The sequence below is a fragment of the Methanoculleus sp. UBA430 genome (assembly GCF_002506585.1).
GTDB lineage: Archaea > Halobacteriota > Methanomicrobia > Methanomicrobiales > Methanoculleaceae > Methanoculleus.
Genome location: NZ_DAXW01000009.1, coordinates 201,812 through 221,232, shown reverse-complemented (window position 1 = coordinate 221,232; position 19,421 = coordinate 201,812). Strand labels below are relative to the sequence as shown.

The following is a 19,421-nucleotide window of genomic DNA, read 5'->3' as shown; positions in this document are numbered from 1 at the left end:
TTGTATACTATTCCGGCGCGGAAGGAGGGAGCCGGGTCAGCCCTCTCACCCGGTCGCGTTCGTCGTATTGCCGGTTTCTTCCACCACCGCCGTCCCCTCCGGCAGGGGCACGTCCGGCGGGAGCATGACCGTACCGATGACGTGAATGACACCGTTTGAGGCCGGAATGTCGGCCCGGAGCAGTTTCACACCGTTCACCGTCACCTCGCCGCCGGCGGCGTCGACGGCAAGCGGGCTGCCCTGCACGGTTGCGAGGGTATCGTTCTCCGCGATACCGGCTGCCGTATGCCTGCCCGGGGCCACGTGGTAGAGCAGGACCTCGGCGAGGTGGCCCTTCGGATCGCCGAGGAGGTCCTCCATCACGGCGTCCGGCAACCGGTCGAAAGCCTCATTGGTGGGCGCAAAGACCGTGTAGGGGCCCGGGCCGGTGAAGATCCCCTGAAGCCCGGCTAACTTGATGGCGTCGATGAGCGTCGAGAAGTTGCCGTCCCGGCCCAGCACCTCGTCGATCGGCAGGCTCTCGCCGGCCGGCGTGCTGTTCGTCCGGTTCAGGGTTCCGTCTCCCGGTGGGGCTGTGCAACCGCAGGCGAGCACCGCCGCGACGGCCAGGGCGGTTATGATGAGCGTATAATCTGTTCGCATGGTCCCCTTCTGGAGACTTTCTCCTCCCTTCATCTAGATAAAACATTGGTCTCCGGAGCCCGGGAGAGAATCCGGGCATTCCTACTTCCAGAGCACCATGGTCGAGACCACGTGACGGACCGGGTCATAGACCCTGATGGCGTGGTTGCCGGTATCGGCGATGTACCAGAGTCCTCTGAAGTCCGCGAGACCCCCCGGCCCGTTCAGGCGTGCGTCCCCCGAGAGCCCGTCCCGGTCGCCGCGGTCGCCGCTCCCGACGACGGTGAGGACCCAGCCGGTGGCCGGATTGAACTCTTTGATCTTGTGGTTGTAAGTATCGGCGATGTAGATCGAGTCGTTCCGGTAGGCTACGCCCACCGGGTGGTTGATGCGTGCCATGCGAGCGATGGTATCGAGGTCACCGAAGTCCTCGAGGGAGTGCCCGATGGGCGTCTCGACCATGCCCCGCTTTATGCGGCGGATCGCCGACGCCTCGGCGTCAGCCACGTAGAGTGCCTCGCCGTCGGTGACGATCCCGGAGGGCCCGGCGAAGGCGGCCTCATGAAGCGGCCCGTCGACCAGGCCCTCCCGGCTCGACCCGGCGTACGGCTCAATCTCGCGGGTCGCAAGATCCATCCGCCAGATCTGGTTTGTCCCGGCCATCGCGACGTAGAGGTGACCCCCGAGCAGCGCGAGGTCCCTTGGCGCGTTCAGCGCTACACTGGTGCCCGGTCCGCCTTCGCCGGGTGAGGGGGCCGCGAGCCCCGTCCCGGCGATCGTTATCACCCTCCGGTCGGGCCAGGTGACCTGCCGGATCGTGTGGTTTCCGGTGTCTGCAACGTAGAGGATGCCCGTCTCTTCGTCGAAGACGAGGCCTTCCGGCAGATAGAACGCCGCCTCACCGAATCCCCCGTCGGCGTCTCCGGCGGTCCCGGAGCCGATCGTCTCCAGAACTTTGCCGTCTCCGTCGGCGACGACAATCCGGTGGTGGCCGGTATCGCTCACAAAAAGCCGCATCCCCGGGTTGTCCGCTGCAATTTTGCCGGGCCGATAGAGGGTCCCTTCCCGTTCCGTCTCGAGTGTGGCCCCGGACTGCAACGGTCCCTTCTCAAGCTGGCCGCGCTGCTCGAACTCGCGGGTGAGCCGGTCAATCTTCGGGCTGAGCCGCTCGTAGAGCCCCTCTCCGGCGGTCTTTCCAACCAGGTTTCCCGCCGGGTCGATGAGGACGAAGGTCGGCCAGTCCCGGACCCCGAAGGCCCGCCTGAGCAGCCAGGCGGGGTCGATGGCAACGGGGTAATCCGCTCCGGCACGGCGAATCGCCTCCCGGATGTTCCCGGTGGCGGCACCTGACTCTAGATCGGGGGAATGGACCTCGATGACCACCAGGTTCGGGTGCTCGTCCCTGAGGCGCCGGACCTCCGGCGCCAGCCGCATGCAGTTTGAACAGGCGAACGTCTGGAACGCGAGCAGCACCACCCTGCCGCAGAAGTCGCGGATGGAGGGGGGGTGGTCGACGTTGAACCACTCCAGACCTGCGGGGAGATCGGGGGCCGTTATCGGTTTCATGTGGCACCCCTGGTTGTCCGGGATTATGAACCTTCGCGATCCGGGTGAGTTACGCCGGCGGCGCTGCGATCACCGGCTGCAGTGCGGCGAGCAGTTCGTCGCAGAAGGCGATCGCTCCGGCAACCCTGCTCTTCTGGTAGACAACGGGTTTGATGCGGGGCGTCTCCGGGATCCTGCTGATCACCCGGAATACCTCCCGCCAGGGTATCGCGTCGTTCATCGACGGCAAATTGAGGTTGTTATGGATATGAAAGGCCCGCAACGCCTCGGCCGGAATCTCGCCGAGCGATCCGGGGAACTCCTCTCTCGCGGCGGAATAAAGGTGCCAGGGGTCGAGCGCTATCCCGGCGAGGCCGGCGATCTCGGGGTGGAGGTTCTTGAGCGTAGCCCAGAATGCCTGGATCCGGCTCCCGGTGGAGACGCCCTGATCCTTGTGGTTCTCGACCAGCACCAGCGGTTCCACGCCGAACGCGTCCCAGTGGGCGACGATCAGGGTATGCATCGCCGCGACGATAGCGGCATGGGTATTCTTCCGGTCGCCGGGGTGGATCTCGATGATATCAGGGGGGATGCCAAGAAAATCCTCGATCTCGAGAAGCATGTCCGAGAAAGCGCCCACCCAGTCCGCGTCGTGCCACCGCAGCGCCGCCGTCACCTGCCGGCCGTGCTGGTCTCTCCGCGGGATGGCCGGTTCGGTATGGATGACGTAGCTGAGGGAGCCCGGGAGGTCCCGGTCCTGCTCGTACAGGTGCTCGATAGACGATCGGGTGAGCATGGAGCCGATCTCCTGTCCGGTTCGTTCCACCTCGGTCCTGTTCTTGACGAAGTCTGCGGGAATCTCTATGTACGTGCACCCGAGCGGTTCAGCGAGGTGCCAGCGTTCCAGGAGCCCGCCCCGCCGGGCCAGTTCCGTGACGTTTGGGTATATGTAGTCTGCACCTGGCATGGCGTTCAGGCTACGCCATAGCGCAAGTGATACAAAAGTGTTGGGGGTCGGATGGTCCTCACCCCGGCGTGACCGATTTTCCATCGGCCCTGGCTTCGGACATATTTCCTGGTTCCTCGCAACCGGCAACCTTGCGCCGAACAGGATCGGTATGGTCTTCGTCTGTGATCAGGTCTTCCCGGTCGCTCTTGTAGCATACGGATGTATGCAAGGCCTGTCGTGTTGCGGTGAAGGACGGGAGGCCGTGCAGGCCACGGATTGGCTGAAATCCGGGAGTTACCTGCGGTTATCGAGGGTCTGCGGGCAGACGAACAGGATCGATATAGGTGTATGGATGTACGTGCAGTAAACCCGCCCAGGTTCATAGTACATGCATGAAACACATTCAAAGCGTCGTGGCTTCTCCTCGTTTTCCTGCGTTAACCCGTCTGTTGAGAGCTCGTACACGCTACCGCCGTCCCGGCCCGGAGTCTCCGGATCCGATGGTCCGTAATACTGGGTGCCGGTGTTACTCTTCAGCGGATCGATGTTGTTGAGTAACTTCATTGTCGTACTATAAGATGCTCTCGGGCTGCCAGACATTTATTGCGCCGGTGAATATTCATCACCACGATTAAAAATCTCGGGGGCCGGAGCCCGGCCTCTTTATCTGTGTTAAAGGTTATCTGTGTTAAAGGGCGTTTTAGAGCAGTGCTGCTACGGAGAACTCGAAAAATAGGGGTAGAGTGGCGGAGCAGCGTTGAATCATACCAGAGACGGCATTGCGAGGGTGAGCAGGTAGAGGGCGCTGCCCAGCATGATGAATTGTCCATCTGCAAGCAGCTCGAAGAGGAGTTTCTCCTTTACAAGTTGCTCGAAGCACAGAATGTATCCCTGAGCGTAGGCTATGCCTGATGCCAGTATCAATGCCGTGCTGGATCCCGGGAGAGTTCTGCTGATGAGTACCAGGGCGACCCCGATGGTCAGGTTAATACCTGTCAGGAGATGGAGTGTCCTTCGGATACCAAGGATTGTCGGGATCGTCCTGACGCCCGATGCCGCGTCACCTTCCACATCCCTGGCATCAAAAACTACTGTGTTCAAGAAGACCAGGAAAAAGAGAAAGACACCGACGGTGCTGGTGGCGATGCCCGCGGGAAGGGCGGCGTGACAGACCGGCAGAAGGGCCGGGGGAACGGCCCAGGAGAATGCGACAACAAGGCTTTTCATGACGGGTATTTCTTTCAATCGCCGGAAGCCGAACCGAGCGGGAAAGAGGGGTACGCTGTAGACAATCCCGGCAGCCAGGGGGACCACAGCGATCAGAAGGCTGCCGAACCCCTGGAGAGCTGAGAAACAGAGGGCAAGGGCGTAGGTGCCGACTGCCGAACAAAAGAGGATGGATCCGTAATTTTCTGTGAAAACATACCGTTCGGTGTGGTTTATGGCGTCTTCGTCCTCGTCGGTCTTGCGGTTGAGGTTGTAAATGGCAAACGTGCCGAGCATTACTATTACTGCGGCAACCGGGTCGAAGGGGAGGCCCTGCAGGAGGCATGAAATGTATACCATCGCCGCTCCTGCGACAGAGAGGTACAGGGAGCTGTACACGATGAAGTGGATGGAGGCCTGGAAGATTGATTGAATCAGGTCGGTTTGATTGACGAATCTGAACATGAATTATTTGTGATAAATGATGTGAACATTTCTTACGATGATGAAGATTCATCAGTTCGATTAATGCGGGTGCCTGAGCGCGGTGCTCCGGAGAGATTGCGTGAGCATGCGAGGTGTACCTCCGCTACCTTGAGTGGTCACACTCTGTTCCGGCTTGTCCCTGGCCGGTAGTAACGGTACTTGAGGGGGATGGCTGTATTCGAGAAGATCTGTTATCCCTGGCCGGCCGTGGAGCGATCACGCTACCACGGATCTCAGTCGGTCGCCGGATATTGGAGATCGAAAAATAGGTTATTCCGGGGACACTTGCAGTATTCTGGCGGTCGATTTATAGCGCTTGAAGAGTCGCTCGCCCCAGGCAACCGCCGCCGTGTCGGTGCTGACGAAGTCCGTGGCGGCATCATAGGAGTTCGTATCATATTTATACAGGCCTAACGATAGATATGCGTCAGTCACCGTCATCCCAAGGCGGATTGGCTCGGAGGAGATGTATATTCTGAAATTGGTATGTCCATTTACAGCCCTCCGCAGAGCGCTATACTGCTCATCGATCAGTCTGGGAGCAAGTTCCTGGGAGACGATGAGTTCAACCTCTTTCCCGTCCAGAATTGCCTCTGTAATCACATTTGCATGGACCGGGCTCATAACCGACGATACACCGTGGATCCACGAAGCTTTCTTGAGTATGCTCAAAAAAGTTGCGTACACGGCGAAGATATCCTCCTCAACGTCCCTTATCACTTCCGCATTGTACAGATGGGCTATCTCTATCAGGGAACCGGGTGGTATGCCCTCGATCTCGTGCTCGACCCAGAACTCCCGATGACGCTGGAATACCCCCATAAGCGCCGCAAGCCGCCCAATCTCCGGTTCGACGAGCCTGCCCATAGGGGTGAGCGCGTAGTCGCCCCGCACCGACTCGACGTAATGCAAGGCCTCGAGCTGCCGGATCTTTGGGATGAGCGCTTGCGACGAACTCCCCGTGACATCACGAAGGACCGAGAGAGGTTTGGTCCCGTCCCCGAGGACAAGCAGTATCTGCGTCAGCAGTCTCGACCGAAAGATCGCCTGAATGTCGCCGTGGAACTCATTGTAGATCTTGAGAGGGGCTGTCTCTTTCATGCTCTTACAGATAAGAGGTGCCGGTCGACACATATCACCCTTTCTATTCCTGCGCACCCTTTCTATCCTGTGCGTTTCCTTATCCGGCGCCTTCTATCTCCTCCTCTGGTGGTTGGCCGCGTATCTGGAATGGGCCGTCTACCCCCGGTGAATCTCCCTTTTGAATGTTTTTCCGCCAAACCCCAGCGTACTTATACCCGGGAGTCCGATACCTCTTGAGCAGCATGTCGTTCATACCCAGATACCTGTCCAGCATCGCATTCTGTGCCTGCATCATAGCTTGTTTGCTCACTGCCGGCTGCTTCGTCAAAGGAGATCAGCCCCAGATCATCCCGGGGACCTCCGGAGACCTCGCCGTTCACTTCATCGACGTCGGCCAGGGTGACTCGACCCTTCTTCTGTTCCGCGATAAGGCCATGCTCATCGATGCCGGCGAACGCGGGATGGGAGAGCGTGTCGTCGCATATCTCAAGGAGCAGAACGTCGACCGACTCGATGTGGTGGTGGCGACTCATGCGCACTCCGACCATATCGGCGGGCTTCCCGACGTCATCTCGGCCTTCCCGGTCGGTGAGTTCGTCGATGCCGCACAGGTCCACCCCACCGCGACCTATGAGAACCTGCTTGTCCTGGTCGAGGAGCAGGGGATACCGTATACGGCCGCCGAACGCGGGCAGACGGTTCCCCTCGCCCCCGACCTTGAGGTCCTGGTCCTGAACCCGGCCGCGGAACCGATCGGCGACATCAACCAGGACTCGGTCGTCTTGAAGGTCACCTATGGTGGCATCTCCTATCTTCTCGTGGGCGATGCTGAGAAGCCTGCGGAGGAGAGCATGATGGAGGCGGGGCTCGATCTGAATGCCGATGTCCTGAAGGTCGGCCACCACGCGAGCCAGCACGGATCTTCGGCCGATTTCCTCGCCGCAGTCAGCCCTGCGATCAGCGTAATCCATGTCGGGGAAGGGAACGACTACGGCCACCCGCACGAGGAGGCGGTCGAACGCATCGAGGCAACGGGCTCGAGGATCTACCGGACCGACCTTGACGGGACGGTCGTCGTCGCCACCGACGGGCGGACGCTCTCCGTTACGGCCGGTGGGGCCCCGGCCGCCACCCTGACGCCTGCGGCGGCGACTCCGACTGCGACCCCGACCCCGACCCCGGTAGCGACGCCGGCACCGACGGCGGCCGCCACCCGCGTCTCCATCGCGGCGCTTGACCTCCAGGAGGAATGGGTCACCGTCACGAACGGGGCTTCGGAGCCGGTCGACCTCACCGGCTGGACGATCGCCGACGAGGGGATGCGGAACACCTACACCTTCCCGGTCTTCACCCTTGATTCGGGCGCCGATGTCACCGTCCACTCTGGGAGCGGCAACGACACCGCGACCGACCTCTACTGGGGCCGGTCGAGTGCGGTCTGGAACAACGACGGCGACACCGCCACGCTCGCCGACGCGAACGGGACAGTCGTCAGCACCCTGGAGGGGTGAAGATGGAGTCGACCTTCTGCGTCAGCCTCGACCGGGTCGAGGAGGGACTCGCCGTCCTCCTCCTCCGCGAGGACGAGTCGGTCCGTTTCACCCTCCCCGTCGCCCTCCTCCCCGGCGATGCCCGGGAGGGGGATATCCTGGAGATGACGGTCCGCCGGGACGTCGAGGCGACCGAGGCGGCCCGGCAGCGGGTCGCTGAGCGGATCGCGCGGCTGAAGAGTCGTAGCGGCCAATAACCCCACCCTTTTATATCCCGCTGCTCCTACGGGAGCACCGATGCAGGACCGGTGCGATCTCCTCGTCGTCGGTGCAGGCCCCGCCGGCAGCACCGCCGCACGCTACGCGGCGGAGACGGGGCTCGACGTCCTCCTGATCGACAGGAAGAAGGAGATCGGCACCCCCGTCTGCTGCGGGGAGTTCAACGCATCCCCTGCGGTGCTCGCGGAAGCGCTCCCGAACGCCCCGGGTCTCGACGAACTCTTCCCGGTCGATCCCGGGCAGGTCAGGCGGGCGATCCGGGGCATGATCGCCGTCTCCCCGCAGGGCCGGGAGTACGGGTTCGATCTCGATGGGTATACCGTCGACCGGGATGCCTTCGACCGGCACCTCGCGGATGCGGCCGTCCGTGCGGGCGCCGCGCTCGCGCCGGAGACCACGTTCCTCGGCCGGGAGGGGCGCCGGGTGCGGACCAGCCGGGGCGATGTCGAAGCCAGGATCGTGATCGCTGCAGACGGCCCACTCTCCCGGGTCTGCCGCTTTGCCGGGATGGAGCGGAGCGCGGTCCTCGCCCCCGCCATCACCTGCCGGGTCGACGGGGAGTTCGGCGACCGCCTCCGGATCTTCTTCGGGAGCCGCGTCGCCCCCGGAGGCTACGCGTGGATCTTCCCGAAGCGGGGGTGCGCGAACGTCGGGCTCGGCGTGCAACGTCCGGCGCCGCCGGTCCCCGTCCTCCTCCGGGCGTTCCTTTCGCAGCATGGGTTTGCCGCCCGGGACGTCCAGGCCGGGTTCGTCCCCGTCTCCGGTCCCATCCAGACGACGGTCCGCGGCAACGTCCTCGCCGTCGGGGATGCCGCGGGGCAGGTCGTCGCCTCGAACGGCGGCGGGATCGCGACCGCCATGATCTGCGGCCGGCTCGCCGGACTTGCCACCGCACGCCACCTGCTCGCCGGCGAGCCCCTCGAGGCCTACGAGCGGGCGTGGCGGTCGGCGATGGGCCGGGAACTCCTGGCCGCCGCGGGGACGAAGAGAATGGCCGACCGGGTCTTCGCCTCCGACCTCCTCATCGAGCAGGCTATGCGCATGCTCGGGGCCCGGGGCATCAGGAACGTCATCGTCTACGGCGGCGTGCGGGGACCCGGGCACGGGCCTGACCGTAAGTCTTAATACCCCCGGGCGGACCCGGGACACCACCTGGAGGTGTATGAGGTGGTCGATGTTGTCAAGGCTGATGGCAGGCGAGAACCGTTCGTGCGGGAGAAGGTGATCGTGAGTGCGCTCAAATCAGGCGCACCGCCGGAGGATGCCCGGGCGATCGGGGAGGCGATCGAACGGGTCGCTTACGACGGGATGCCTACCGGCGAGATCCGGCGGCGGGTGCTCGAGCAGTTCCATGACCGGAATCCGGAGTGGGAAGAGAACTGGATTCTCTACGACCGTGCCGTGAAGAAGCGGGGGGCGGCGGCGATCGCAGCGTCGCCCGCCCGTTGAACCTTTTTTGCCCCTTCCCGGGGGTGAGCCCCCCTTCCCCGGAACAAAGGTATATTTACCAATCCGCGCTCATATTTCTCTTGTATTGTCGTATGCCGCCCGGAAATCAGGTGATGGAAATAATCCCTTAAAGGCCGTTTTCAGTTCGGCCACCGGTACCGGGCGGACCTGACAATCAGTAGCCACAGAACGGCACGGCGTCCCAGCCCCCCTATAACCGCTCCCGGATTCGACCGGGAAGCCGCGGCGTGGGCACGCCAGCAGGCGATATGTATGCCAACCAGCGACTCAGAAGAAGACACACCATCAAGTAGTAACCAGAACGAGACAGAAGGAACAAAACTCCTCCTCGCCGATCCGAAGACCGCCATCATCCGGCTCTCCCTGCCGATGATGGTCGCGATGACCCTCATGACCCTCTACAACGCCGTCGACGCGTTCTGGGTCTCGGGCCTCGGTGCAGATGCTCTTGCCGCCGTCGGGTTCTCATTCCCGCTTACCATCATAACCATCGGGTTAGCGACCGGCCTCGGCACCGGCGGTGAAGCGGCGCTCTCCCGGATGATCGGCGCCCGCAACCGGCCCGGCGCGAGCAGCGTCGCGATGCACACGATCCTCCTGATGACCGTCCTCGCCGTCGCCGTCACCATCCCGCTCTCCCTCTTCGCCGAAGAGATCTTCGTCCTGATGGGGGCGGGGAGTGCCGCCGGCCTTGCCACCGAGTACGCCCGGATCCTCTTCCTCGGGACGTTCGCCCTCCTCTTCGGCGAGATCGCCTACGCGCTCATGCACGGGGAAGGGGACGCAAAACGGGCGATGTACGCCATGGCGCTCGGAGCAGTGGCAAACGTCGTCCTCGACCCGATCCTGATCTACACCCTTCATCTGGGGATCGGCGGCGCAGCCTGGGCGACGATCATCGCCGAGGTCATCGCCGCCGTCCCGATGGTCTACTGGCTCTTCGTGAAGCGGGATACCTATGTCTCCCTTCACCTCAGGGAGTTCGTCCCCGACGCCGGGGCCACCCGCGACATCCTGCGGGTCGGCTTCCCTGCCGCCGTCGAGCAGCTCTCGCTTGCCCTGATGACTCTGGTCTTGAACGGCGTCATCGTCCTGATATCGAGCACGGACGGCGTCGCGGTCTACTCGACCGGGTGGCGGATCGTGAGCATCGGCTTAACCCCCATCCTCGCCATATCCTCGGCAGTGGTCGCGGTCACCGGCGCCACCTACGGCGCCCGGGCGTATGCCCGGATGGAGTCCGCCCTCCTCTACGCCGTCAGGCTCGGGGTCTTCATCGGGCTCGGCCTCGCGGTGGGGATGTTCGTCTTCGCCCCCCAGATCGCCGCACTCTTTGCGGCGCCGGGCGACGGTGCCGGGATAACCCTGGAACTGACAACCTACCTCCGGGTGATGAGCCTGGTCTACCCGATGATCGGGTTCGGGTTCGTTTCGGCGTCGTTCTTCCAGGGGACGGGGCTCGGCGCACGGTCGCTCACGATCACGGTCCTGCAGACCGTCGTCCTCTCGGCCCTCTTCGTCTGGGTCTTTGCGATCGAACTCGGGTTCGGCCTCTCCGGCGTCTGGTGGGGGGTCGCGGCGGGCAACGCGGTCGGTGCGGTGTTCGGGTACGCCTGGGCGCGCCGCTATACCACAGGGCTCAGGGGTAGGCAGGCTGCAGCGGCAGCAGCGTGAAGAACACCTTCACGCCGTCTCGTCGGTCCCCGTGCGGACCACCTCGCGCAGCGTGAAACGGAACGACGCCCCTTCGTCCGGCCGCCCGCGGAGCCGGTCTTCAACCCAGACCCTGCCGCCGTAGCGCGTAACGAGCATCCCGACGATATAGAGGCCGAGCCCTTCTCCGTAGCCCCGGTTGAACCGGTCAAAGACGGCTTCTTTCATCCCGTCGGGGATGCCGGGGCCGGTATCCTCCACCGAGACCACTACCATCTGGTCCTCTTCGGGAGAGTCCTCCACCCGGATCGTGATCCCGACCTCCGGTCCGCCGAACTGAACGGCGTTCCCGATGAGGTTCGTAAAGATCTCAGGGAGCAGGTCGTCGGCCCAGACCTCGGCCGACGCCCCCTCAAACGAGACGCTCGTGTCCGGGGTGCGGTCGAGCCCGGCCCTGATGACGTGGCCGAGGTGGACCGGTGCGAGTTCGGGCGGCTCCTGGTGGATGCGGCGGATCGTCGAGACGTTCTGGAGGATGCCCGTGCTCTTCCTGACGCTCTCCTTGAGTTTCTTCGCGTATGTTGCGGCGTCTCCTTCGAGCATGTCGAGCAAGAGGTCGCAGTAGAGGCTCGCGACGTTCCCCGCGTTCTTGATGTCGTGGGTCATGATGTCGAGGTAGAGGTTCGTCTCGCGGTGGGCTGCCTCCAGCCGCTTGTGGAGCATGCTCCGGAGGACCCCCGAGCCGATCTCGTTCCCGATTGACTCAAGAAGGCGGCGCTCCTCATCCTGCAGTCTATCTCTTTCCCTGCTCCCGAGAAAGAGCGCGCCGACCACGACTGACTCCGCAAGGATAGGGATGCAGGCAAGGGTGGCGACCCCGAGCGATGCAAGGATATCTCGCTCGATCGTGCCCGGCTCGCTGCAGAGTTCAAGATAGCGCGGCTGCCCGGCAATAAAGACGAAGTTCCAGGGCCAGTGGTGGACTTTTATCGCCCTGTTTCGGGCGAGGAACTCCGCCGGGACGGCGTGGTGGTAGCGCGTCAGCGCGAGCGTCCTCTCCGGGTTCAGGAGGCAGGTCAGCCCGATATCGAAGCCGATCAGGTCCAGCGTCTTTGAGAGGGACGCCTCAAGCAGCTCGTCGAGCGAGAGGGACGATGCGGATACCCCCATGATCTGGTTAAGGATATGAAGTTGTCTGTTTGCGGAGAGCAGCCGCTCGCTCGTTTTCCTGCCGGTGACGTCCCGTATCCGGAGCACCCACATCCCTGCGAACGGCTCCCGGTTCAGCCGCCGACTAGAGTAGACGTAGCGGCGTGCCTCTCCCTGGCCGTCCTGCACCCGGAGGTCGAGGCAGGGCACCTCGTCTCCGGCACCAACCGCGGCGAGGAGTTTCCCTGTCTCTTCCTCCTCGTCTACGAGCGGCATCAGGTGAGTATCGAGGACCTGGCAGATATCGGATCCCAGGAGTTCATCCTCGTTGGCCGAGAGGATCTCCCTGGCGTAAGCGTTTACCCAGGTCACCTGCATATCCCGATTGAGCACAAAGATGCCCACACCCGGCTCGTCGAGGATCTGAAACGTCTCTTCCGGTTGAGTAGACACCGAATCTACAATGCTCATATGAATTTGCCCCTCAAGAATATTATTCGGTGGAAATTATGTAAACAAACTCATATTCCTGTAGATAAGAGATTTGCGGTAATAACCCTCTTAAAGCCGGATTGCCGGTGGTTCTGGTGGGCCAATGTATGCGCACCTCTCGTCCTTCTGGAGGCTGCATGCTCTCCGTGCGGCGGAGGGAGAGCACCGGGGGCCGGCGCCCCTCTGCTCACCGTTGCCGGGGGTTACAAAAGCCCGATCCGGCCGAGTGCCGGTTTGAGCGATGTCAGGTGGCCCTGGATACGGACCGTCTCCCGGGGGTCGGCACCCAGCGAGAGCGCGAGGAGCTCGGTAATATGAAGTACCGGCACCCCCATGTGGTCGTAGACCAGCTCGCACCCCGGGCAGTCGACGACCATCACGTCCAGATGCTGCTGCACGAAGTCCTGGTAGACCATCTGGTTTAATCGGGAGAGTCCCTCGACAGGGAACGTCAGGTGCCGGTCGAAGAGGTTCTTGACCCCGCCGCAGCAGTAGTGCTCCATCTCGCTCCTGACGACCTTCGCCCCGGTGACCGCCGCAAGGTCCCGCAGCCCCGGCGGGACGGCGAGGCTGCCGTTCATCTTCCGGTAGTGGCAGCTGACGTGCACCCCGACGCGCAGCCTCGATAGCCGCGTCTCGACGAGCCGCCGGAGTTCGTCAAGATAGAGAGGGTAGAGGTCGAGTATGTTTGCGACCCGGAAGACCCCCGGATCGCCCACATGCCGTCCGATCCGGCCCAGCACCTCGTTCACCGCCGCTCTGTTCCCGTTCCCGGAGAGCAGCTTCAGTGTGGACGCATACGAGTCGCTGCAGGTCGGGCATATCCCGGTGATAGCGATCTCGTCGCCCGCTCCGGGCGTATCCTGGAAGACACTGAGGTTCCGGGCGGTGAGGAGCAGCCGGTCCGCAAACCCTGCGCTGCCCATGTAATGAGGCGCTCCCCCGCAACAGGTCTGCATCCCGGAGGTCTCATACCGGATCCCGAGCGAGGTGAGGATCGCCCGTTGCGAGAGGTCGGAGCCCGGGTAGTTGAAGGCGCAGCAGGAGGTGAGGTGAACGACTCGATCCGGGGGGGCGGAGGGCCGTTCTGGCACGTGCCCGCCTGGATGGGAGAACGTCGATGCCCGGACGGGGTGGAGCAGCATCTTCCGGACCTCGTCGACGGCCCTCGCATCCACCGGGGACGGGCGCAGGGCGGCCTTTGCGACGAACTTCCTGAACCGGCCCCTGCCGGTGTACAGCGGGAGGAAGGCGGGAGGGGGGAGGCACCCCCGGTCGAGGAGCATTTTTCTAAAGAGCGGCTGCGCATGCTCCGCCTCGTATACCGCGTTGATGATCCCACCGATGCTGACGGATCGTGGGCAGGCAGTCTCACAGGAATAGCACTGGACGCAGTCGGAGAGGTCGATATCCGGGCACCTACCTGCCTGGAGGGCGGCGGTCACCTTCCGTGCAAGGTATCCCCAGTCTCTCTCCGTCCCGGGATCGTTGATCTGTGCCGTGCAGTAGGGCGTGCAGGAGCCGCATGCGTTGCAGAGCTGGAAGTTCCGGAGCCGTGGGTCCTCTTCGCGCAGCAGGTGACGTATCGCCCCCGCTGTGATCGCGTCCCGGATCCGCTCGTCTGCCGGGAGAGCTTTACTGAGCATGGTCGATCCCTGCGCCGGCCAGATCTACCCATGAAAACGGGTCCGGAGTATGACATGATGAGGTGCAGGGGTCTCTGGCCCCTGCTGCCCGTACATGAGGGCTACCGGTCGGCCCTCCCCTTGAAGAGCCCGGATATCTAAGGATGGCGGTATACGGCCTGCAGTATCGGTTCATTGGTCCCCCCCTTTATTGACAACGACGTTTGACTACGATCCGAAGGGGACCACATAAAGATTGTGATAGATGCAGTGAGAGAGCCACCTCTCCCCCCGACGCGACGCTTCCTCCCCCGACCCGCCCGGTATAGAGAAACGGTGACTGCCCCGGAGGCATCTTTAGTGAGAAGCCGGGTGCGGGCTCGTGGAGGGAAAAAAAGGTTAGAGGTTTTCCAGTCTCTTGCTCACGACATCCCAGTTCACGACGTTCCAGAACGCGTCGATGAACCCGGCCCGGTTGTTCTTGTAATCGACGTAGTAGGCGTGCTCCCAGACATCGAGCACCATCAGGAGCGGGAACGAAGGGTAGACGTTGTTGTTGTGCTTCTCGACCTGCATGATCGCCAGGCGGTCCGTCATGGCGTCGTAGGCCAGCGCCGCCCAGCCGGACCCCTCGGTGCTCGCGGCGGTCTTTGTGAACTCGGCCTTGAACCGGTCGAAGGAACCCCATTCCCGGTCAATCCTTTCTGCAAGGGCACCGGTCGGGGTTCCGCCGCCGCCCTTGCCTCCCGGTGCCATGGTCGGCCAGAAAAGGGTGTGCAGGACATGACCGCCTATGTTGAAGGAGAGTTCCTTTAACAGTGCTTTCATGTCGAGCTCGGCGCCTTCCTGCCGTGCCTTCTCCAGCTTCTCAAGGTTCGCGTTCGCCCCGGTCACGTATGCCTGGTGGTGCTTGTCGTGGTGGAGGGAAAGTTGCTCTTTTGAGATGTGCGGCTCGAGAGCGTCGGGCGCATAGGGCAGGGGCGGCAGTTCATACTTCTTCAACGGCGTCGTTGCCATCTTCTGTGCAGCCATAGTTATCAGTTGTCAGAAGGAAAGCAATCTATTTCATAGTTACGGCGGCCGGCGGTCATACGGCAGAGCGCTCTCCCGCGTCTCTGCCCGACGTGTGCGGTTCGGGTGCCCGGATACGACCCAACCCTATCATGCCCGGAGATCCGGCTTGAGCACGAGTATTTCGACGATTATTCCCGACAGCCTGAAGACCCACCTGAAAGGACCGCTCCGAAACCCCCGGCGCACCTCTCGCCACAACCTTTAAATGCACCGGTATGATGGATGCTACCTGAACCGCATCGCGCGCCAGGAACCTCGCCCCGGTACCCCGGTCATGACCGGATCTCCGTACAACCGCGAAGGCGTCGTACGCACGCGTGCTTATCCGGACAACGGTGGACCCTCCATGAAGACGGCAACACGTATCTCGCTCTTTACCGCCACGCTCATGGCGCTGCTCGCGTTCGTCCTCCTCCGGGACCTGCACCTCATCCTCGCCGGAGCGGAATGGGGACTTGTTGCGAGACTCCTCTCGGCCTTCCTGGTCGTTGTCACCGCGTTCGGGGTGATCCAGTTCGTGAGTTACGCCGATCACCTCCTCCGTTCGCTCTACGCCTACTCTGGACATCCCATAGCGCCACAACGATCCGACGGACTCCTCCCTCGCGTTGCAGTCTTCATCCCTGTCTACAACGAAGAGCCCGATGTGGTCGAGGCCTGTGCTCGGGCATGCACGGCGATTGCCTATCCGGACGTCAGCATCTTCCTTCTTGACGACTCCACGGATGAGAAGAAACGCGTATCGATGCAGGATATCTGTCGCCGGTACCGCCTCCGCTACGTCCACCGCAACCATAGGGGGGGGTTTAAGGCCGGGGCGATCAACCATGCCGTCTCCCTCCTCGGCGCCGATACACCCTACCTCATGGTCATCGACGCCGATCAGAAGGTGAAGCCGGCGATCCTGGCTGACCTCATCCCGGTCCTCGATGCCGACCCCTCCGTCTCCTTCATCCAGACCCCCCAGTTCTTCCGGTCGGAGCGGAATGACTCGATAAGTGTCACGTTCTCGTACCAGCAGCATATCTACAACAAACACGTCTGCAGGGGGCTCTCCGCCAACGACACCGCCATGCTGACGGGCTCAAACTGCATCTTCCGGGTGAGCCACCTTGTTGCCATCGGGGGAATGGACGAGATGAGCATCGCCGAGGACATCGCCACGTCCTTCCTCTTCCACCTCTGCGGACGCCGGGGAGTATTTCTCGACGTCGTCTACGCGGAAGGCATCGCGCCGCCGAACCTCGCCGCGTACTTCACGCAGCAACTCCGCTGGGCATACGGCAACACCAGGCTCCTCGGGACCATCCTCCGGCAACTCGTGATGCACCCCGGGAGCATGGCCCCGGTACAGTGGCTTGAGTTCATCGTGACCGTCTCGATCTACCTGCTCGGCGGGGTGAACGTGGTGCTCTTTCTTCTCCCCGTCGCCACGCTGATCTTCGGTGTCCCGATCCTGCCTGTCTGGCTCCCCCCGGTCTTTGCCGTGGTGCTCGCCGTGGTGATCGCGATCCAGGTCATCATCAGCATCCGCGAACGGCAGTACTCCCTGCGTGACCTCGCTCTCTCGCAGGCGATCTTCAACACGCTCGCCTTCGTCTACGCCCGGGGGATATGGTACGCCGTCTCGGGAAAGCAGCTGCCGTTCGTCGTGACGCCGAAGGTGGCGTCGGGGTCCGCCCGGGTCCGGATAGCACCGGTCCTCATCGTGATCGCGGCCGTTCTGGTATCGATGACTGTCGGCATCGTGCGGCTCGCCTCCGGGGGATCGGGTTCAGGTACGGCCATTCCGCTCTTCTGGGCCAGTTACACTCTGGTCGTCCTCTCGTCGTTCCTGGTGGTCTGGCGGAGGGATGGGCGAGTGGTGCCCGGTGAGGGCGGGGAATGACCGCCGGCTAAAAAAGGTGTTCGTCCCGGGAGAAGCCTTACCGGAATCTCTGCCAGAGGATTCTTCCCATCACCCGGAAGGTGAAGTCGAGTTCATCGAAGAGCGGGATGCCGTTCTCTCTGAGGATCTTGCGGCCCCGGTCCATGGACCCGCCGCCGAGGAGCGTTGAGACGATCATGTTCTCGGTATTTCCTGAGAACCCGATGATCTGGTTTGCGAGCTGCTCGGAGCCGATGACGAGGTTGGGGAACCCGACGACGAACGCGATGTCCCAGCAGTCCTGGTGCCTGGCGAGGACGCTGAATACCTGCTCGAATCGCTTTTCGTTGGCGTCGCCGAGGAGGTCGATCGGGTTGTTCTTGTTCCAGAAATCGGGCAGGATCTCGTTGAGTTCCTTCAAGACCTTCGGCGGCAGGGTGATCAGATCGATGCCGTAGCGTTCGGCGTAGTCGGAGGAAAGCACGGCGAACCCGCCGGCATTCGTGATCACGACCGCCCGCTTGCCGCGGGGGTAGCCCTTCGGGAGCGAGAGCATCTCTGCGACCTGGAACGTGCCGGTCAGGGTGTGGACGGGAATCACGCCGGACTCGCGGAACGCCTCCATGTAGACGTCGTAGGAGCCCGAGAGCGAACCGGTATGGGACGAGGCCGCCGCCTGTCCTTTCTCGGACGAACCGGACTTGATCGCCACGATGGGTTTGGTCTTTGCGACCTCGCTCGCCACCTTCATGAAGGTCTTGCCATCCTGGATCTCCTCGATGTAGAGGATGATGCCCTTGGTCTTGGGGTCACGCTCCACGAACCTGAGGAAGTCGATGAAATTGAGGTCCGCCTGGTTGCCCACCGAGACGACGGCGGAAAAACCGATGTCCTGCCTGATGCTCCAGTCCACGACCGTGTTGACGATGGCGCCGCTCTGGGAGATGAAGGCGATGTTGCCGGGTTTCGGGGACTCGTGGACGTAGGTGGTGTCGATGCCCTTCGGGGGGACGATCAACCCGAGGCAGTTCGGTCCCACGATCCGCGTCCCGTAGCCCTTTGCGATCGCGAGGACCCGTTCTTCGAGGGCTTTTCCTCCCTCGCCCATCTCCTTGAACCCGGCCGTTATGATGATCGCCATGGAGACTCCTTTCTGACCGCACTCCTCGATCACGCTCGGAACGTGTTTTGCCGGGACGGTGATGACCGCCATATCGACGGGGTTCGGGATCTCAAGGATGGAGGTGTAGGCTTTGAGCCCCTGGACCTCCGGGCGCTTGTTGTTCACCGGGTAGAGCTGCCCCGGGAAGTGAAGGAGGTTGTGCATCACGGCGTATCCCATCTTCTTGGGTTCGGAGGACGCGCCGATAACCGCTATGGAACGGGGTGTGAAATACTCGATCGGCACGAACGGTCGCTCTTTGGCTACCTTTTCGACGGCTTCGTCGTCGACGAAGATCCGGGCGTCGACGATGCAGGCGCCGGACTCGTAGAGCCTGACCGGGTTGATATCGAACTCGACGATGTTGGTGTTCTCGGAAAAAAAGCGGTTGATCGCCCAAATTACCTGAACAAGCGTCTCTTCGTCCCTCGGTTTCGATCCCCGGTAGCCCTTGATTATCGGGTATCCGTTAATCTCCCGGATCATCTCCCGTATCGTCTCTTCAGTGACGGGGAGGATACGCAGGGTGACGTCTTTCATCAGTTCGACGAGCGTCCCCCCCATACCGAAGGTGAGCACCTTCCCGAACGCCGGATCGGTCTTCCCCCCGATGATGAGCTCAAGCCCCGGTGCCGCCTGCTGCTCGACGATGGCGCCCTTGATCTCGGCATCGGGGTTATACGCCTTCGCGTTCGCGACAATCTTATTGAACGCCTCTTCCGCGGACTGTTTTGACGATATGCTGACGATAACACCACCGGCGTCGCTCTTGTGGACGATCTGTGGCGAGTGGATCTTCATAACGACCGGAAAACCTATCTTCTCCGCCACTTTGCCCGCTTCGGCAGGGGTCTTGACGATGGCATGTTCGGGTACTGGTACACCGTACTGTTTCAGGAGATCGTACGACTCGAATTCACTCAGCATTCTTTTGACCATGGTTGTCTCCTCATGTCTTTGAGTATCTCTACTCAGGTGTCTTTATGATCCTGCGAGTTCATGTTCCCTGAACGATGGGCCGTTTCCGGGAAAGCAAAACCAGTAGGTCGGAATGAACTGTAAAGCGTGGTCTCATATGTGCTTTATAGGTTTTGTAATGATTCAACATGATAAATACCCCCGGGGAACGGCGAATTTCGTCAATCGGGGCCTTATTTCCAGAATAGTCGAATATTTGCTGTTGTTCTGGTGTCGTGCATGAGGTCTTTCCCGGGGATGCCCGGGAGCGGGGACCGGGGCTTTCGCCGAAAAACCGCCGCCCGGGCATCCT

General features: G+C 62.2%; 16 protein-coding genes. 6 read left to right on the top strand and 10 right to left on the bottom strand.

Going from position 1 to position 19,421, the window contains the following annotated elements:
• Positions 1–45: 45 nt before the first annotated feature.
• The 6 genes from BRA49_RS07310 to BRA49_RS07285 all read right to left on the bottom strand — a co-directional run bounded on the left by BRA49_RS07310 (position 46) and on the right by BRA49_RS07285 (position 6,185).
• The gene (locus tag BRA49_RS07310; RefSeq protein WP_292384764.1) at positions 46–642 is read right to left on the bottom strand and encodes a fasciclin domain-containing protein; all 597 of its coding nucleotides are present in this window, start codon (positions 640–642) and stop codon (positions 46–48) included.
• Between the two features lie 81 nt (positions 643–723).
• Complete coding sequence (locus BRA49_RS07305) at positions 724–2,187, bottom strand: thioredoxin-like domain-containing protein (RefSeq protein ID WP_292384762.1); 1,464 nt, start codon at positions 2,185–2,187, stop codon at positions 724–726.
• A 49-nt stretch (positions 2,188–2,236) separates the two neighbouring features.
• Positions 2,237–3,133 carry a hypothetical protein gene (locus BRA49_RS07300; RefSeq protein ID WP_292384761.1) on the bottom strand — a complete coding sequence of 299 codons (897 nt, stop codon included), beginning with the start codon at positions 3,131–3,133 and terminating at the stop codon, positions 2,237–2,239.
• Positions 3,134–3,877: 744 nt separating this feature from the next.
• Positions 3,878–4,786, bottom strand: a complete 909-nt coding sequence (locus tag BRA49_RS07295; protein ID WP_292384759.1) for a UbiA family prenyltransferase — start codon at positions 4,784–4,786, stop codon at positions 3,878–3,880.
• 291 nt (positions 4,787–5,077) lie between these two features.
• Positions 5,078–5,908 (bottom strand): helix-turn-helix transcriptional regulator, encoded by an 831-nt coding sequence (locus BRA49_RS07290; RefSeq protein WP_292384757.1) that lies wholly within the window; start codon positions 5,906–5,908, stop codon positions 5,078–5,080.
• A gap of 79 nt (positions 5,909–5,987) precedes the next feature.
• Positions 5,988–6,185, bottom strand: a complete 198-nt coding sequence (locus tag BRA49_RS07285) for a hypothetical protein (protein WP_292384755.1) — start codon at positions 6,183–6,185, stop codon at positions 5,988–5,990.
• 7 nt (positions 6,186–6,192) lie between these two features.
• On the opposite strand from BRA49_RS07285, the gene BRA49_RS07280 reads away from it, so the two are divergent.
• The 5 genes from BRA49_RS07280 to BRA49_RS07260 all read left to right on the top strand — a co-directional run bounded on the left by BRA49_RS07280 (position 6,193) and on the right by BRA49_RS07260 (position 10,803).
• Positions 6,193–7,401: a lamin tail domain-containing protein gene (locus BRA49_RS07280; protein ID WP_292384754.1), complete on the top strand. Its 1,209-nt coding sequence runs from the start codon at positions 6,193–6,195 to the stop codon at positions 7,399–7,401.
• Positions 7,402–7,403: 2 nt separating this feature from the next.
• Entirely contained in the window at positions 7,404–7,637 is a 234-nt protein-coding gene (locus tag BRA49_RS07275) for a DUF3006 domain-containing protein (protein ID WP_292384752.1), read from the top strand.
• Positions 7,638–7,677: 40 nt separating this feature from the next.
• Positions 7,678–8,784, top strand: coding sequence for a geranylgeranyl reductase family protein (locus BRA49_RS07270; RefSeq protein ID WP_292384750.1), 1,107 nt, complete (start codon positions 7,678–7,680; stop codon positions 8,782–8,784).
• A 42-nt stretch (positions 8,785–8,826) separates the two neighbouring features.
• The gene (locus BRA49_RS07265) at positions 8,827–9,108 is read left to right on the top strand and encodes an ATP cone domain-containing protein (RefSeq protein ID WP_292384749.1); all 282 of its coding nucleotides are present in this window, start codon (positions 8,827–8,829) and stop codon (positions 9,106–9,108) included.
• Between the two features lie 273 nt (positions 9,109–9,381).
• Positions 9,382–10,803, top strand: a complete 1,422-nt coding sequence (locus BRA49_RS07260; RefSeq protein ID WP_292384748.1) for an MATE family efflux transporter — start codon at positions 9,382–9,384, stop codon at positions 10,801–10,803.
• A 9-nt stretch (positions 10,804–10,812) separates the two neighbouring features.
• On the opposite strand, the gene BRA49_RS07255 is transcribed toward BRA49_RS07260, so the two are convergent.
• The 3 genes from BRA49_RS07255 to BRA49_RS07245 form a co-directional block, all read right to left on the bottom strand.
• The gene (locus BRA49_RS07255; protein ID WP_292384746.1) at positions 10,813–12,402 is read right to left on the bottom strand and encodes a sensor histidine kinase; all 1,590 of its coding nucleotides are present in this window, start codon (positions 12,400–12,402) and stop codon (positions 10,813–10,815) included.
• 224 nt (positions 12,403–12,626) lie between these two features.
• The gene (locus BRA49_RS07250; protein WP_292384744.1) at positions 12,627–14,069 is read right to left on the bottom strand and encodes a heterodisulfide reductase-related iron-sulfur binding cluster; all 1,443 of its coding nucleotides are present in this window, start codon (positions 14,067–14,069) and stop codon (positions 12,627–12,629) included.
• Positions 14,070–14,447: 378 nt separating this feature from the next.
• Complete coding sequence (locus BRA49_RS07245; RefSeq protein ID WP_292384742.1) at positions 14,448–15,080, bottom strand: superoxide dismutase; 633 nt, start codon at positions 15,078–15,080, stop codon at positions 14,448–14,450.
• Between the two features lie 388 nt (positions 15,081–15,468).
• On the opposite strand from BRA49_RS07245, the gene BRA49_RS07240 reads away from it, so the two are divergent.
• On the top strand, positions 15,469–17,010 hold the full coding sequence (locus BRA49_RS07240; protein ID WP_292384740.1) for a glycosyltransferase: 1,542 nt from the start codon (positions 15,469–15,471) through the stop codon (positions 17,008–17,010).
• Between the two features lie 37 nt (positions 17,011–17,047).
• Here the strand turns inward: BRA49_RS07240 and BRA49_RS07235 are convergent, their stop codons facing one another.
• Entirely contained in the window at positions 17,048–19,090 is a 2,043-nt protein-coding gene (locus BRA49_RS07235) for an acetate--CoA ligase family protein (protein ID WP_292384738.1), read from the bottom strand.
• Positions 19,091–19,421 lie beyond the last annotated feature (331 nt).